At 33.2% G+C, this 15,606-nt stretch carries 15 protein-coding genes; 2 read left to right on the top strand and 13 right to left on the bottom strand.

Annotated elements, in window-relative coordinates:
- Window positions 1-312: 312 nt before the first annotated feature.
- The 11 genes from CQ058_RS24165 to CQ058_RS24110 all read right to left on the bottom strand — a co-directional run bounded on the left by CQ058_RS24165 (window position 313) and on the right by CQ058_RS24110 (window position 11,452).
- Window positions 313-1,458, bottom strand: a complete 1,146-nt coding sequence (locus CQ058_RS24165) for a hypothetical protein (RefSeq protein WP_002190120.1) — start codon at window positions 1,456-1,458, stop codon at window positions 313-315.
- Window positions 1,455-2,792, bottom strand: a complete 1,338-nt coding sequence (locus CQ058_RS24160; RefSeq protein ID WP_002190121.1) for a F390 synthetase-related protein — start codon at window positions 2,790-2,792, stop codon at window positions 1,455-1,457. The genes CQ058_RS24165 and CQ058_RS24160 overlap by 4 nt, the downstream gene beginning before the upstream one ends.
- A complete protein-coding gene (locus tag CQ058_RS24155) occupies window positions 2,785-3,636 on the bottom strand; it encodes an MBL fold metallo-hydrolase (protein ID WP_002190122.1) in 852 nt (283 codons plus the stop codon). Before CQ058_RS24155 ends, CQ058_RS24160 begins: the two co-directional genes overlap by 8 nt.
- Entirely contained in the window at window positions 3,633-4,619 is a 987-nt protein-coding gene (locus tag CQ058_RS24150) for an NAD-dependent epimerase/dehydratase family protein (RefSeq protein WP_002190123.1), read from the bottom strand. The genes CQ058_RS24155 and CQ058_RS24150 overlap by 4 nt, the downstream gene beginning before the upstream one ends.
- Entirely contained in the window at window positions 4,616-5,779 is a 1,164-nt protein-coding gene (locus CQ058_RS24145) for an ATP-grasp domain-containing protein (RefSeq protein ID WP_002190124.1), read from the bottom strand. The genes CQ058_RS24150 and CQ058_RS24145 overlap by 4 nt, the downstream gene beginning before the upstream one ends.
- Entirely contained in the window at window positions 5,769-6,758 is a 990-nt protein-coding gene (locus CQ058_RS24140) for a beta-ketoacyl-ACP synthase III (RefSeq protein WP_002190125.1), read from the bottom strand. The genes CQ058_RS24145 and CQ058_RS24140 overlap by 11 nt, the downstream gene beginning before the upstream one ends.
- Before the next feature lie 680 nt (window positions 6,759-7,438).
- Window positions 7,439-8,083 (bottom strand): hypothetical protein, encoded by a 645-nt coding sequence (locus CQ058_RS24135; RefSeq protein WP_002190126.1) that lies wholly within the window; start codon window positions 8,081-8,083, stop codon window positions 7,439-7,441.
- 91 nt (window positions 8,084-8,174) lie between these two features.
- A complete protein-coding gene (locus tag CQ058_RS24130; protein ID WP_002190127.1) occupies window positions 8,175-8,588 on the bottom strand; it encodes a DUF6892 domain-containing protein in 414 nt (137 codons plus the stop codon).
- Between the two features lie 171 nt (window positions 8,589-8,759).
- Window positions 8,760-9,518: a DUF975 family protein gene (locus tag CQ058_RS24125; protein ID WP_002190130.1), complete on the bottom strand. Its 759-nt coding sequence runs from the start codon at window positions 9,516-9,518 to the stop codon at window positions 8,760-8,762.
- Window positions 9,519-9,869: 351 nt separating this feature from the next.
- The gene (locus CQ058_RS24115; RefSeq protein WP_082187711.1) at window positions 9,870-10,790 is read right to left on the bottom strand and encodes a class I SAM-dependent methyltransferase; all 921 of its coding nucleotides are present in this window, start codon (window positions 10,788-10,790) and stop codon (window positions 9,870-9,872) included.
- Window positions 10,791-10,978: 188 nt separating this feature from the next.
- Window positions 10,979-11,452, bottom strand: a complete 474-nt coding sequence (locus tag CQ058_RS24110; protein WP_105590017.1) for a DUF4188 domain-containing protein — start codon at window positions 11,450-11,452, stop codon at window positions 10,979-10,981.
- Between the two features lie 412 nt (window positions 11,453-11,864).
- On the opposite strand from CQ058_RS24110, the gene CQ058_RS24105 reads away from it, so the two are divergent.
- Both CQ058_RS24105 and CQ058_RS24100 read left to right on the top strand, forming a co-directional pair.
- Window positions 11,865-12,458, top strand: a complete 594-nt coding sequence (locus CQ058_RS24105) for an AAA family ATPase (protein ID WP_181150778.1) — start codon at window positions 11,865-11,867, stop codon at window positions 12,456-12,458.
- Between the two features lie 120 nt (window positions 12,459-12,578).
- Window positions 12,579-13,745: an LPXTG cell wall anchor domain-containing protein gene (locus CQ058_RS24100; RefSeq protein ID WP_105590016.1), complete on the top strand. Its 1,167-nt coding sequence runs from the start codon at window positions 12,579-12,581 to the stop codon at window positions 13,743-13,745.
- A 72-nt stretch (window positions 13,746-13,817) separates the two neighbouring features.
- On the opposite strand, the gene CQ058_RS24095 is transcribed toward CQ058_RS24100, so the two are convergent.
- Together CQ058_RS24095 and CQ058_RS24090 are read right to left on the bottom strand one after the other, a co-directional pair.
- The gene (locus CQ058_RS24095; protein WP_002142440.1) at window positions 13,818-14,489 is read right to left on the bottom strand and encodes an ABC transporter ATP-binding protein; all 672 of its coding nucleotides are present in this window, start codon (window positions 14,487-14,489) and stop codon (window positions 13,818-13,820) included.
- On the bottom strand, window positions 14,489-15,553 hold the full coding sequence (locus tag CQ058_RS24090) for an ABC transporter permease (RefSeq protein ID WP_002190134.1): 1,065 nt from the start codon (window positions 15,551-15,553) through the stop codon (window positions 14,489-14,491). The genes CQ058_RS24095 and CQ058_RS24090 overlap by 1 nt, the downstream gene beginning before the upstream one ends.
- Window positions 15,554-15,606: the final 53 nt, after the last annotated feature.

The following is a 15,606-nucleotide window of genomic DNA, read 5'->3' as shown; positions in this document are numbered from 1 at the left end:
AAAACCCCGAATCATGGGGCTTTTTTTAAGTGTCCATGATTCGGGGTACAGTTCACATTTTGATTAAAATGTACGGGGTTCTTTTGGCTTCCTTAAATTTTCATGAAAAAGATTGATTATTTTATGTAGCTTACTTAAATAAACACAGCTATTCGTTTAACATAGAGATTTCACTTTTTAAAAAAACATTTTATTCAATCAACTAACAGAACAAGATTAAACACTTAACTCATATTATTAATTTTTCTTGTTTCTGTGGATAAATATAAAATACTTATAGCTCCTACATATTACGAATCTTAACTTTTTTGTTTAAAAGCGATGTTTTTTTGCCATCGGTTCTATATATGTATTTAATATCCACATTAATACTTTCCATACCCTTTGTTGGCTAGGTGGTAAATGAGCGTTATATACATAACTGTATTCGATCTGCTGTATTGCACCACGATTTCTTTTGAACTCTCCAGCCCCAGCACTACAATGACAAATTAAATCTTTTTCGATAGAATCCATTGTAATAAGGAGGGAAAGTATACGGTATAAACCTTGTTGCTGGTCAGAGTTTGTATTATAGCCAAGGATCGGCGTTGTCATAACTCCATCCCTAATAAAATAAGCAATAACACCATCAATTGTATCCCCTTTTTTTATGGCCTTTATCTCAAATAAACGATGCTGAAGAGCATTCCATAAATAAGCGGGTGTAAACATTGGGTTATGGGCGGAATATTTTTCAATATATAGTTGGTTGTATAGCTGGGAAATTTGTAAAATATCCTCCTTTGTTAATTCTTCATTCGCAATGATTTCATAATTGCTTTTCTCTAATAAACTTTTATCGTTTAATAAGTCTTTTCGTTTTTTTCGATTCATTTTTTTATAGTGTTTCGGATCAAATAAGTATATAGAACGAGACATAATTTTCTTGTAACCTACTGTAGATAGTGCTTCTGTCGTTACGGGATATAATTCGTTATTTAAAGAACGAATTAAAATTGTATGCTCTGGAAATTTCTCAACAAATAGATTCGTAATTTGTTCGATTTGTCGTTCGTTGATAGAGTGATAAAGATTTGTTGAAAGCATCCAATTATTTACGACAATTACTTTATTAATATTCGTTCGTCGTAACCAACTTCCCATAAGATGAATTGGATAGGTTAATAGCTTCTCTAGCCATGGTTTTTTCAACTCCCATAGCTCTTCTAACGCATAAGATACGTAATGTGTATAAGGAGAACATACATATGAATTTTCGAACTCTGCGTTATTAAGAGTAACTGGTAAGATGAGATCATCAATTTCTAATAGAAAGAGCTGCGTGTTAACATTTTCAATAAATGCTGTAACGCCCTTTTGAAAAAGAGGCAGGAAACTATCTCGCACATATGCTCCATCTTTTTTCGATTCCCAATCAATGCTATGCAAGGAATGAACATCATGTAACTGAATCATTTATGTTCACCACGCCTTACAAGACTTTCTATTCTTTTTAATTTTTTATCATATACTTGAATATCGTAATGTGAAAAGAAAAAATGTGGTATCGCACACTTTTTAGTAGCCCACAGTGTCTGTAACTCTTTCATTACATTTGATTTACATAATTCCAGATTTTCAGGGAGTGCTTTAAGTTTAATTTCAATTTTGTCTACGCTATGCTGTATTACTTTAAATTCTTGAATGTCACTAGATGCAAACAAAATTGCTCTTCTAATGAAATCTGGAAAAATAGATATTTCTTTATTATCCAATTCACTTATTCCAATAAATATATCGTCACATCGACCATCAATTCGTTCTAATGCTAAGAAAGGTGAACCACAGCTGCACGGCATTTTTTTCTCAATTAATATGTCATTGAGACGATAGCGTATAATAGGCTGTGTTTTCCTCATGAAATCAGTAATAATGGGAACGAATATCCCTTTCTCTTGATCTAAGTATTCTTTTTCAATATGAACGAGGTCTTCATTAATGTGTAACGTCCCCTGCTTGCAGGTGGTAGCAAGAAAACCTTCTGTACATTGGTAAACTTGGTGTACTGTTTGCTTAAAAGTTGCACGAATAAAGTCTCTATCAATATCTTCAAGCACTTCTGCTACAGAGATAATTTTTTGGGGACAAATCGTAATGAGTCCTTCTTGCTGCCAGTAAGCGATTTTCCGTAACATAGACGGAGGTGCAATTAAAATAGATGGCTGTATTTCATTTAATCGCGTGATATGCTGCTGAAACGAATCTAGTAAATCAAAAAAATGAAATGAGATTCGCTCATTTTTTGTCGCTTCGTATAAATTGCTATTTGCACGTAAGAAAAAAGCAATCGTGTGTTTATGTAAAATGCTAGATGGAAGCACCTTTCCAATAATCGAGCCAGCCCACAACGTTTGTTCTTCCTCAGAAACGAGAAAAACCCCACGATTTCCACTAGTACCTGATGATAAACCAACAGTTATATTACGAATGGTTGGGGAGAAATTCCGGGTCTTTTCTGCTTCAAATGCTACATGAAACGCTTCTTCCTTTGAAATATGAACTGTATTTAATGTATCAAAATGTTCCATCATTACTTCTTTATCAATAATGGGGAGTGCAGCCAAATTCCCCTTTTGAATTTCATTTAAAAATGGCGTATATAATTGGCGATAAAAAGGAGATGCCTCTATCGTGAACAAAAGCTGTTTTTCTATTTGTTGTTTATGAAACTGTTCCAACTGTTTACGATTTGAAAATCTCGAGCCATATTTTGTTTTCAAGTATTGCTTGAGAATTCGTAGTTTATTCATAGTACACCCCTACTTTAATTTTATCCCATGTATGTTCACAATGAGTTGGTACAATTTCAATCTCAGGTGATGTTTGTGATAAATGGTGTAACTTCTCAATATTCTTTCGATAAGATTTTGGATCGCTAGTTAAAAGATTGGCAATCTTACTAGGAAATACAAGATTTTGATAAGTTTTACTTAGCCACACTGCGTCTGCACAAAGAAAGACAATTTTATTACTCTGTAAATGAACGAATAGACCAAATTGTCCCGTTGCATGTCCTGTTAAGTCAACAGCAAATAATGAGCCATCGTCAAATACATCATACCCCTCTTCAAACTTTCCATATGTAGAAGGTAAGTTAAGGGATGAAGTTTGATCAATGAATGACATTCTTTCCTCTAAATCCATCGGCAGTGTATCTTTTAGACACCCTTTTAATAGAGCACCAAATTTACTTCTCTTTTTAATATCCTCATAAGCTTTTGCGAAGGTTAATATTTTCGCTTTTGGAAAGTCAGGTAAACCAGCAGTATGATCGCCATGAAAATGAGAAAGAATAATATATTTAATTTCTTCTGGCTGAATACCATCAAGAAGAAGTTGCTGTTTAATAGATTGCTCTTCCGTGAAATGAACAGGCGTAAGTTTTGCATATACAGAGTAAGGAAATTTTTTTGTCGCCTCTTTAAAATGTCCCGCATATCCAGTATCAAATAAAATATATCCTAATACTGGATGCTGGAGTAATCCTACTGTAGCTGGAAAACTGATTTGTTTCCAACTGCCCTTGGAATATGCGATTTTTTCTGGATGTGTGCAATATCCTGTATCATATAGCTTTAAAGATTTGATTTTCATTGTATTTTCCACCAGTCTACAAATTTTGTAATTCCTTCTTCTATACTGATCTTTGGAGCATATCCTAGTTCTTCTTTAGCTTTATCAATATTTAAGGTCTGGCTTTTTGAAAGGACACTAACAGTATATTTTGTGAGAATAGGTTCTTTTCCAAATAAAATAGTTTTTGAGATTCCTTCTAGTATAGCAGCTAGTGAAAAAGCGGTTTTGTAGGAAATTTTTTTATATTTTACTTCCTTATCAAGACGCTTCATTACATTTTCTATGACCTCATATAAATTTACACGTTCGTCATTTGTTATATTGTACTTTTGCCCTAATGTATGTTTTGGGGAATGCATACAAAGAAGTAAAGCATCTACAACATTCTCAACATACGTAATATCAACAAGAACATTTTCAGTACCAATTCTCGGTAAAGCACCCTTTTCACATACTTTAATAAGACGCGGAAGAATCGCGTTATCTCCTGGTCCGAATAAAGCGCGCGGGCGTATTGTAATAACTGGTAAACCATGCATGAAAGCTTGATCAATAGCTTGTTCAGCCATGTGCTTCGTTGTTGCATAATGATTTACAAATGTATCAGGAAGTTTCGCGTTTTCTACTACATTTTGTCGCTCATCATAATAGAAATAAATACTTGGTGTTGATACGTGGATCAAGCGTTTTATACCGTACTTTTGACATCCCTCGATAATATGTTTCGTTCCTAACACATTCGCATTATAAAAATCTTCATATTTGCCCCAAGGGGAAGAAAGTGCGCCGCTATGAAAGATATAATCTTTATCTTTACAAACTTGTAGCACACGATCCCTGTCTTCAAGAGGACAATGAACAAACTCGATTCCATTTTGTTCTAATACCTTACCGATTGTTTTATTTCTTCCCGTTGCCGTTACTTCATAGCCCATATTTTTCAGTCGAAAGGCGAGTTTTTGTCCTAGAAAGCCCGTTCCACCAGTTACTAGCATTTTCATAAATCTTCACCATCCCACGATATGTCATATGTTGTTTGCTCTAAAATAGTCCGTTCCTGTTTATAACTTTCACGCCACAATTTATACATGCTAAAAAACTGATAAAAAAATGGTTTCCAATCATTGTGACGATAAACGATATCTGGATAAGAGCATAGAACTTTTAACCATCGCTTACGTTTTTGTTTACTTTTTAAATAAGGAAATCCATATAGAAGCATCGCTAACCGAATTGCGCACTCAGAGTTCGGTCTTGGAATGAGTGTATTGTTTACCTTTTCATGAAAGAAGGCCGGCAATATTTCCTCATCGAATAAATGTAATCCACTTGTAGTACGTGGATTACATTCAATCGGAATCGCATCTCCATCCTCTGTAACGATAAAATCAAAAGCAATTTGTCCTGAGAAATTTAGCTCTTTTACAATATGTCTCACAAACTGATCAATTTTAGGATGATTCGTGTGCTGAAACGCAATGGTAGCACCTAAGCCTGCCGTGAATTCCGTTTTATACGTAGAGTGAGCTAACACTTCTCCAGATTGTGCAATACTATAGGAACAATGCTGCGTCCCTCGTATAAACTCTTGCATAATATAATTCGGCTTATCTATCATGCTTTCTTTTAGAGCATCCTCTTTTGTAATAAATTCCACTTTATCAGAAAATCGGGAAAAAATCGGCTTTCGTACAAAAGGAGTATGAGCTGGTGTTTTGTGCATCATTGAACTTATCGCTTCTTCATTATTTATTCTATATGTTGCAGGTACTTGCCACCCTAAATTCGCTACGAACTGAATAAATTCCCACTTATTATGCAGTAATGAAAGTTTTTGAAAATCATCTACTAATACATGGCAAAATGCGCTTAATTCTTCTCTATATTTAGATATATAAAACACTTCTTCACAAGTAGGAATAAGTAAATCCACATTGTGACGTTTAATAATGGATAGTAGCGCACGGATACTTTCATTTGTTTTCCATTTTGGAGAAGGAATTTCATAAAAGTAATCCGTACTCTTTGAAACTTTACTTAATGGATAAGGAATACTATCTGCAATAATAACGGTATGTCCAGCGTTATGAAACAGTCTGCATACATGCAGAGTTGCTGGTGCACGTGCCCCTGTAATTAATACTGTTTTCTTAGTATTCAAGAAGGATGCCCCCGATTGAAAGTCCTGCAGAAGTACCTAATAATAGTATTTTATTTCCACGTTGCACTTTCTTTTGCTTAATCGCTTCGAAAAGAGCGACTGGAATAGATGCGGAAATCATATTACCGTAGTCTTCAAAAATGGTCATAAAGCGGTCTTCATCAACACCTAATTTTTTACGAATGAGTCTCATAGCTGGTCCACTTGCTTGGTGAGGAACAATTAAATCAATATCGGCTAGAGTATAACCAGTGTCCATAAGTAGCTTGTCGATAAACTTCAACAAATACTTAGAAGATAGTTTAAAAATGGCTCTTCCATTCATATCGAACAAGAAGTCTTCTTTTCGTTCCTCACTATACTCGCGAGGATGAATCATCGTTCCACCGCCACGAATTTCTGATAAATGCGCACCAGAGCTATATGTTTCCATATGGGAAGCAATAATAGAAGATGTATGATCGCCTTTTGTTATTACTACAGCTGCCGCACCGTCACCGAATAAAATACTGCTTTCATTTTGTCCCCAATTTAATCCAACAGAAGAAATTTCAGAAGAAATAATAACAACATTTTTGTATCTCCCGCATTCCATTGCGTAAGAAATTGTATCAAGTGCTGTTATGAAACTTAGACATGTTGAATTGATATCAAAACATGGAATACCAGAATGCTGTAGCCCGAGCTGTTCTTGAATAAGTGACGCTGTAGAAGGTATTGCCTGTTGAATCGTTCCGCTTCCGCAAATAATACAATCGATATCATCCCAAGTTAACTTAGCATCTTCTACAGCTTTTTTTGCAGCTTCTGCCCCCATATAAGAAGACGTTTCCCCATCAACAAAATATCTTGTTTTTACCCCAGCTTTTTTTAATGTCCAGCCTTCTGGCACATGTAGCATGCGATCTATTTCAAAAGATTCTACCTTTCTTTTCGGAAGATATGTGCCAATTCCTTTTATACTAATATATCTTTTCATTCTCTATCGCCTCTTAATCTTTTTATAAATTTAAAAATCCTTTACATCTAAACATTGTTGTGGATACATACAGAAAGTCTTTTTATAAAATCCTGCTATCCCCTTATGTACTTCTAATCCTATTTCTCTTCAAAAAAGAGCAAGCTCTCTACTTGAGAACTTGCTCTTTTTGCATGAGAATTCTTCAAATACACAATCTAGAAAAAAACTTTTATATCAATTTAATTATATTATAACAATTATCCGAAAATATTTAATAGTATTTTTTGTAAATAAAAGTGAAAATGTGGTATAAACTTACGTGAGATGGTAGTTTATTGAGCAGCAAATATACACATATGGGGTGTACATACATGTAATTTTAACATCTTCTATTTTCCATTTTGATTTCACAAAAGTTACTGTATTTTAAAACCTAAAGTATGTATCTCCATATCTTTTATACCTATTTACTATTCTATTGAGATTGAAATATGATAAATCAAACTGAGGTAGTAAATTCAAATAAAAAATCTACTACTTTTGCAGAAGAAATCTTCATTAACTTCAGATGTAATCATATTTGAATAGTAAAAGAACGCTATTTTTTTAATAAGAATCGAGTTTTTTTTACGCTTGATTGCAATTAATATTTTTCAGTTAATAGATGTGTAGCCATATACCTCTCAGTAATCTTTGTATTAACAATTATGCGTAACTTCTAGCTCATTATTAGCATAAATTGTTCCGTAAGTAGCACAAAATAACATTCCACCACAAACCTCACTACTCACTTGAAAGTTTATGTTATCTTCAAATGTATCTATACTATTAGGTCTAATTGTATCTACAAGTTTTTTGAAATCAAGAACCGGTAAATATTTCGTTATGATTTCATAGCTTAATAAATTATCTTCATTATTATATGCATTATATTTCTGAATTTCTCTATAAATCGGACTTGGACTATACGGATCATATTGCAATTGTCCATTTTCATCTTCGAATTTTTTTATTTCTTCTTTTACTATATAATCTGGATAATCTTCACTACTTTCATCTTCATCACCAAATTCCCAAAATGGATATTCTATATCACATAAATGCGTTATAATCCACATTAGAAATTGCTCATTTATAAATCCAACATTGGTTTCTAACTCTTTGAATCTATTACCATAATATTTTTTAGCTTTTTCTACCTTTTCTTCTTGAGTCATATTATCCTTCGCCCCTGTTATATCACATCCATCTAAATCTATAAAAATGCTATTGAATTTACCTAAAATGCCCAAATCAACAGTTTTACTCCAGTAGCCTTCACCATCTTTATCGATTATTATCATAATATCCTCCATTCTGCTTTGTTCGTTGCATAAGAAAAAGTGACTCTTTCTTAATAAGAATCACTTCCATTATTTTATAACTTTTCCCTCATTAATCCTCAATTTCAATTCCAGCTTGTTTAAATGGTTCTAATACTTTTGGGTAACACATTGAAATATATTCCACTGTTTTTAGATTGTTTAAATTTTGAAATCCTTCAACAGATATTACATCAAACAAACTGTCTTCACCATCCCAATCTGGCTTTAAGATATGATAAATTTCATTTCCTCCATCAAAGCAAAGGGATTCAATCTTTTCCAAATCACTTGTTTCCAAAATTAGCTCTTCTAAAAAATCTCTAATTTGAACAATTGGCCCAGCTCCTGAATACCATTCGAAATTATTCGTATACTTTTCTATTAAGTCTTTTAATTCTTTTGAAAATAATGGCTCTTTATCTAATAAAGCATCAATTACTACTAATTTAAAATTAAAATCCTGAAATATCTCACTCTTCCCCATTTTAAATCCCTCCAATGTTATAATATCCTTACCCAAATTATTATAAGTAAAACATATCCAATTGCAGCTACTTTATTTCTTTCAATATCATATTAAAAAGGGATATGCTTAATTGCATGACTACAATCGAGAAAATATGCATTAAAAATATTTTCTTACTAATTATATTCTTTATATACTTACCTTCGCTTCTCTAGCATCCTGTTTCTTAATTAAGTCTAAGTAAAAATGCGAGACAGTTGTGTTGTAATAAGGAGAAATAAATATGAATGACAGATTAAATGTAAACATACCTATAAATGCTGTTAACAAAAACCAACCAATAAAAGATAACCAAAGAACAAATAACTTGAACTTTTGCCCTTTCATTATTCTTTTACTCTCCCTTAGTGCTTCACTTGCTGTATAATCCGGATTCTCTATTAAAATATAATATGCCATTGAATAAGAAAAATATTTAATAATACCTGGAACAATTAATAACAGGCTCCATAAAAATAGAAAAATAGCCTGCAACACTCCTAATTTCATTGATTTAAACAAATTGTTCTTCCTAAACCCCACAAATACATCGTCCACCTTAGCATCTTCATTTTTACCTAAGCGTAAGGTGAAAACAGAATACCCATAATTAAAGATACCTTGTATGACACTGTAAATTAAGAAACAAATCAGTCCTATAAAAACATAACTTAGAATAAGTAAAACTAGTGCTGTTGGATCTACTTGTGGTTGCCCACCAATTGAATAAATCAAGAAAACATCCAAACCAATTACCCCAATAAACAGGCCAAGTATTAAATATATAAAACTAGCAATCGCTGATGCACTTAAAGTTGGTACAAAATAGTATAACGCCGATACCCCTATACTTACTCCCCATTTCCCATCTAACGAATTAAGTGCTGCTTTCTTTAAATTTCTTATCAAACTTGCACCCTCCTTTTTTCCATATTTTAGTCAATAAAAATTTTACAAATAAAAGAACTTGTAACAAGCCCCACTACAAGTTCTTTTAGCTTATCAAAACAAAATATACTTTCTACATAATCGGGGGTAATTTCTAAAATATGGTTTATTAAAATCATTATATAACATAATCGCGAATTTTCGTTGAACATTCTGTTTTTTCGACAAATACACCCCACATTCTTCCTTATGTTCATCTAGATGTAGTAACTCATGTAACAATATATCTATCATTATCTTTCTCAATAAATCCCATCCTCTTGTTTTCCACAAAAAAAGACACAGAGATCCCTCCCCATGCCTACTAATCCTCTACTTCTTCACCGCATGTACATAATGCACCGTCTCAAAAGCTTCTAAATAATCGTTTCGTCCTTCAAAATATAATGTATGAATATCCTCTGGTGATAAGTGCTCATAAATGAGTAAGTCCGATTTCTCTAACAGTGCTTCCATTTCTCCGTAAGAAAAACATGATTTCATCGGTTCTCCGCCTATCTCAGCCATCTTTATCATATTTTCAACTCGATTGGATAATCCTTTTTCCGTAAATAAATTTTCATCAGGATAATCGAAAACGATAGAACTTCCTGCTGGAACTATCTCGAATAAATATTCTATTAAACTGGAAAGTTCCTCTTTCATTAAATAATACGTAACACCTAAAAGGCTAAAGAAAGTCTTTTTATTTTCAAATCCTTCATTTACTAATGTTTGCTTCGAGAAACCTTTAGTAAAATCCATTGAAATAAAATGAAGATTGCTTGGGATTTCAAGCTCTGCTTCTTTCACTCTTTGTATTTTAAACTCTTGCGTAGAAGGATGATCCACTTCAAATATTTCTATTTTATTTTCTAATTCTCGGTGTCTAAAACTAAACGTGTCTAAGCCTGCACCGAGTATGACGTATTGCTTCGCGCCTAATGTAATTTCATGTAATAGCACTCTTTCACAATATGCTGCACGTGCCAAAGGTGTTGGTGATAACTGAACTTGTGTAATCCATTTTAAAATTTCTTTCGGATTGTCTTGAAACTGCTGTGCAATGTCTGTATTGAAAAAATGTATTCCTTGAACCATGTTCATTTCAATATCGTTACGTTCTTTTTGTGAAATAAGATCTTTAGCTACATAATCATCAAAGATTTTAGAACTATCAAATTCACTATGATACGCCCTTCCGAAAGCTGATACGAGCGACGTTACACTTGATTCACCTTGTTTCACGCACATACACTCCTTCATTTTCACAACAAAAATAGGGTCCCCCTGGCCAGGAGAACCCTATTATACACTTTATTTTTATACTGGTAAATTATAACATAAATAAGTTTTTTTGTCAAGTTTTCAGCCTGCTAACACTCCGACACTTTGTATATTATCCGGCAGGAACATCGAAATTATATGCACAATTTTCCGAATTATTTATTCATTCTTTTTTGAGCAGTATTAGTATCTTGAGATACTGGTATATGTTCGGTAGCTCTAGATAAACCTATTTTTGGCATATTAACATAGATTGCTTCAGAAGCACCTTTTTCTATTTGATATGTCTCGTGAAAAACACCGACACTCCCATTATCTTTAATCTTATTATTGTATGATTTCCAAGCATATGAATGATTTTTTCCGTGAGCATAGTTTACTAATTCGTCGAATCCCTTCCAGTATTGAATTAGGATTACTTTTCTCCAACTAAATAAGAATTCTGTATGTAAGAAACCCCATTGTGGATTTTGATACAATTCTTTAATCATAGGTCCCATAGCATTAAAAACTGGTATCCACTTCCAAAATTTTAATAGGTTATTAATACGCATACCAATAATAAAAACAACAAATTCTTGATCCTTGCTATTGGCTATATGCCTGCCGTTAAAAATTTTAGCCCCCACTTTAATCCCCCTTTTTTACTGAACATAAATAATGTGCAGCTCCCAAATAAACCATAACACTTTTCCATTAGTTTTCCAATTGATTCAACATAGATTATGAAAGGCTGTATTTAACTATAAAGGGTATATGTTTCCTACCCTTTTATTATTAATATTTGTTCTAAACCTCCTTTTCACCAGGAACATTTTCATAATATATTTCAATAACGATAGCATTGTCGCCCCCTTTCTAAACAGAATATTTTTTAGTTCATTTGAGTTAGGACAACATCACACTTTTCACATTAGGGAATTATTGGATAAATAAGTTTTTTGGTGAAATTTTCAGCCCATTACTACTCAGCCACTTTGTATTTTCTCCGGCAGGAAAATTGTCGATTCACACCGAACATTCCAGATTATAACAATACATATGGAGGCCAATATGAAACGATTAGTCATTATTACAGTAGGAAAAACCCACAGTGGAAAAACAACATTTGCTAAAGAACTAGAAAAAAAGTTACCCCACTCTTTCGTTATGGATCAAGATAACCAAGCAGAATTTATTAACACGCATTATGAAAAATTACAGCCAACTGAAGGCCCTAATACATTTAAGCACGCTCTTTCGAAATTCATTGTTGATTATGCAAAAGAACATACAAATTTACACCTTATCATTTGCAACTCAAATAGAAGCCGAAACGGCCGGATCTATTTGCTGAATGAGCTGTTTAAGGAAGAGGAATATGTACGCATACTCGTTCGTTTTGACATTCCAGATGATATTCTTTATGAAAGAGTAGCTCGTAGTAAGCGAAGTATAAATATATTTAGAGGTAACTATTCCAGTTTCAAAGAAGTACTCGTTCGGCAACAGGCTGAATCTCAACATGAAGATGTAGTAGATCCTGTAGAAAATGAGGCTGATTATTTGTTTGTTATTCGCGATAGTAAAGATGTAAAATCTACTATAGAAGAAATTGTTCATCTTGCTGAAGATTTGTCCCCTATCCCAAAATAAGAGACTATAAGAATCACATAATCATAGATTATTATGCAAATACTTCCTCTAGGCGCCGAACATGGTATATAATAATAAAATAATCTACTTCTATATGCTCAATTTTACACAAAACAGCTCATGCATATGAAAGAAAAGAGGTACAAAAATATGAAAACAAAACAAACAATCGCTGCGTCTACACTAGCTTTAGCAATGATTGCTGGCGCAAACTCTACTCATGCGGAAGTAACTGATGCTACTCCCCAGCAAAGTACGGGAGATCGCTTAGCTGAAATTAAGCAACATAGACAAGAGTTAGATGCGAAATTGCAGCAGCACAAAGAAAATGTGGATCAAACATTAAATGAACTTAACCAAGTTAAGGAAAATGTTGATACAAAGGTGAATGAACTACATGAACGTAAACAAGTTGCAGATGAAAAAATTGGCGAGATTAAACAACATAAACAAGAGTTAGATGCAAAACTTCAGCAAGACAAACAAATCGCCGAAGATAAAATCGCTGAAATTAAAGAGCATAAAAAGCAAGTAGATGAAAAAGTTGCTGAAATTAAAGAGCATAAGCAAACTGTTGCTGAAAAGGTTAATGAGATTAAAGAACATAAACAAACTGTCGATGAAAAAGTGAATGAAATTAAGCAGCATAAAGAAAACATCGATCAGAAGGTTAATGAGCTTAAGGAAGTAAAAAAACAGGTAGATGACAAATTAGCTGAGTTAAAGAAAGCGAAACAAACCGCTGAGGACAAACTTGCTGAAATTAAAGAAAATAAACCGAATACAGGTAACACATTAGAAGAACTTAAGAAAATTAAAGGCAATTTAGATAGTCTTTCATCTAACTTAGAACTAGCTAAACAAGATGTGAAAAACAAATTAGCTGAGTTACAAGAAGCTAGACAATATTTACTAAATAAAATAAACGAAATGAAACAAGCGAAACAAACTGTTTCAGACGATTTAACAAAGAAAAAACAAGACTTAGATATTAAAATAAACGATTTTAAACATACTGAGAAAAAAATTGATGACAAATTAGCTGAGTTACATACAACAAAGCAAAATGTAGATAACAAAATTAATGAAGTATCACAACCAAAACAAACGACAGTGAATAATAACACTACTACTACACCTTCTACTGTTCCAGCGAAAAACAATGCTAGAGAACTTCCTAACGCTGGTAGTGAAGAATCAAATAATATGGCTTTAGGTATGTTATCTGTATTAGGCGGGGTTTTATTAATAACACGAAATAAAATTAAAACGTTATTCTCAAAATAAAGCCATTATATCTATTTTAAAATAATCATACAAAGGCCAACTGCACATATATGTACGGTTGGCCTTTTTTCTTTATATTAACTTCCCATCTCTAAGCGTCAATATACGATCACATACATCAAGCATTCTTTCATCATGTGTAATCATAATTGCTGCTTTTTGACTTTCTTTCACTTCACGTTTCATCATTTCCACGACTTCACGTGCGCGTTTTGAGTCTAAGCTTGCCGTTGGTTCATCCGCTAATATTAAATCTGGGTTGTTCATGAAAGCACGAGTGATTGCTACCCTTTGTTTTTCCCCGCCCGATAGTTGATTTGGATAATGAGTTTTTCTTTCAGATAATCCAAATGCTGCTAGCAAGTGATCCGCACGCTTTTCCGATTCTTGTTTGTTGTCTTTTTTTAACTTTGCAATGTAAAGCAATTGTTCTTTTACATTTAAATATGGAACAAGATTTGCGAACTGGAAAATGAAGCCGATTTTTTTCAAACGAATGTCTGTCATTTCCTTTTCTGATAACTTCGTAATATTTTGCTCACGAATGTAAATATCCCCTTTTGACGGTGATAATAAAGCACCTGCGATTGATAATAACGTACTTTTCCCTGATCCAGAAGGACCGACGATTCCGATAAATTCTCCAGCTTTCACATCAAGCGACATCGGATGAAGGGCTGTTACTTCTGTATTCCCTTCTCCGTACACTTTACTTACTTTGTCTAATTTTAATAATGAAGTCATTACATCCCGCCTCCAATTGCTTCTAATGCATCAACTTTTAATACTTGGTATAACGAAATAAGTGTTCCTAAAATACTAATGACGATAAAGATTGCTGCATATTGTGCAATCATTGGTGTTGTTAATAAGAACGGCATACCCGCTGGTAAAATTTGTTCTAATCCTTGTACAAGAACTATACTGATTATCATCGCAACGACTGATAAGAATAACGCCTGCACGACTAAGCTATTTGCTAAATAAGAATTTTTCGTACCGATTGCTTTTAGTACACCTAATTGCTGTGTTTTTTGCAACGTAATTACGTAGAAGAATACACCGATTAGTAACGCAGCGATAACAAGTAAGAATGCAATGATCATCGTTAATGTTCCTTGCTCTTCTTTAAATCCTGGAATACTTTGCAGTACTTCTTTTTTGTCGATAACATGTGCATTTTTAATTTCTTTATCTGTATTAAGCGCAATTGCACTATAATCTTTTTGGTTTGGTTGTGAAATAGCACCCCATACATCTTCATTTACATAAACGACTGGTGTATGGCTAAACATTTGATCTTTCGTAAATCCAACGATTGTAAATTCTTTCTTTGAAACAGGATCAATAATTGTATCCCCAATATCAATTCCTTTTTCTTTAATTGATTCATCAGCAACCATTTCGTTGTTTGCTGTACCTAATTTCTCACCTTTTACAATGTTTGGTTCTAAAAATGAATCACGTTCACTTGAGAAAATAGCAACATCCACTTTTTTCGAACTATCTTTCTTTTCATACGTTGAAACTTTCACACGAAACGGAACGGCCTCTTTCTCGCCTACTTGATTTACTACGTTATCTACATCATCTTTCTTAATTTGTGAACGAAGTAATTTATTTTCCGCATCATCTGCTAAAACGAACTTATTTGCCTCCATATTTTGAATCGATGAAGCATTATCATATGATAGTCCATTTGCTAATCCTGAAATAACAAGGACTAAAAATGATAATAACACCATAATAAGTCCGATTAATCCGTATCTTAATTTTGATTGTTTTAATTCACGCAGAGCTAAAAACATTTCGCTCGCTCCTTCCTCTTTCTTTCTATGCACTTATAATAAAAAAGAAATAT

Source organism: Bacillus sp. MYb56 (assembly GCF_002976445.1).
GTDB lineage: Bacteria > Bacillota > Bacilli > Bacillales > Bacillaceae_G > Bacillus_A > Bacillus_A mycoides.
Note: the sequence above shows the minus strand (reverse complement) of the source record. Positions and strands in the feature narration are given on the sequence as shown.

What these genes read in the sequence shown, in the direction of transcription:
- CQ058_RS24165 (WP_002190120.1), bottom strand. Translation starts at nt 1,458, where the DNA reads ATGATTCAGTTACATGATGTTCATTCCTTGCATAGCATTGATTGGGAA.
- CQ058_RS24160 (WP_002190121.1), bottom strand. Translation starts at nt 2,792, where the DNA reads ATGAATAAACTACGAATTCTCAAGCAATACTTGAAAACAAAATATGGC.
- CQ058_RS24155 (WP_002190122.1), bottom strand. Translation starts at nt 3,636, where the DNA reads ATGAAAATCAAATCTTTAAAGCTATATGATACAGGATATTGCACACAT.
- CQ058_RS24150 (WP_002190123.1), bottom strand. Translation starts at nt 4,619, where the DNA reads ATGAAAATGCTAGTAACTGGTGGAACGGGCTTTCTAGGACAAAAACTC.
- CQ058_RS24140 (WP_002190125.1), bottom strand. Translation starts at nt 6,758, where the DNA reads ATGAAAAGATATATTAGTATAAAAGGAATTGGCACATATCTTCCGAAA.
- CQ058_RS24135 (WP_002190126.1), bottom strand. Translation starts at nt 8,083, where the DNA reads ATGATAATAATCGATAAAGATGGTGAAGGCTACTGGAGTAAAACTGTT.
- CQ058_RS24130 (WP_002190127.1), bottom strand. Translation starts at nt 8,588, where the DNA reads ATGGGGAAGAGTGAGATATTTCAGGATTTTAATTTTAAATTAGTAGTA.
- CQ058_RS24115 (WP_082187711.1), bottom strand. Translation starts at nt 10,790, where the DNA reads ATGTGCGTGAAACAAGGTGAATCAAGTGTAACGTCGCTCGTATCAGCT.
- CQ058_RS24105 (WP_181150778.1), top strand. Translation starts at nt 11,865, where the DNA reads ATGGAGGCCAATATGAAACGATTAGTCATTATTACAGTAGGAAAAACC.
- CQ058_RS24100 (WP_105590016.1), top strand. Translation starts at nt 12,579, where the DNA reads ATGCATATGAAAGAAAAGAGGTACAAAAATATGAAAACAAAACAAACA.
- CQ058_RS24095 (WP_002142440.1), bottom strand. Translation starts at nt 14,489, where the DNA reads ATGACTTCATTATTAAAATTAGACAAAGTAAGTAAAGTGTACGGAGAA.
- CQ058_RS24090 (WP_002190134.1), bottom strand. Translation starts at nt 15,553, where the DNA reads ATGTTTTTAGCTCTGCGTGAATTAAAACAATCAAAATTAAGATACGGA.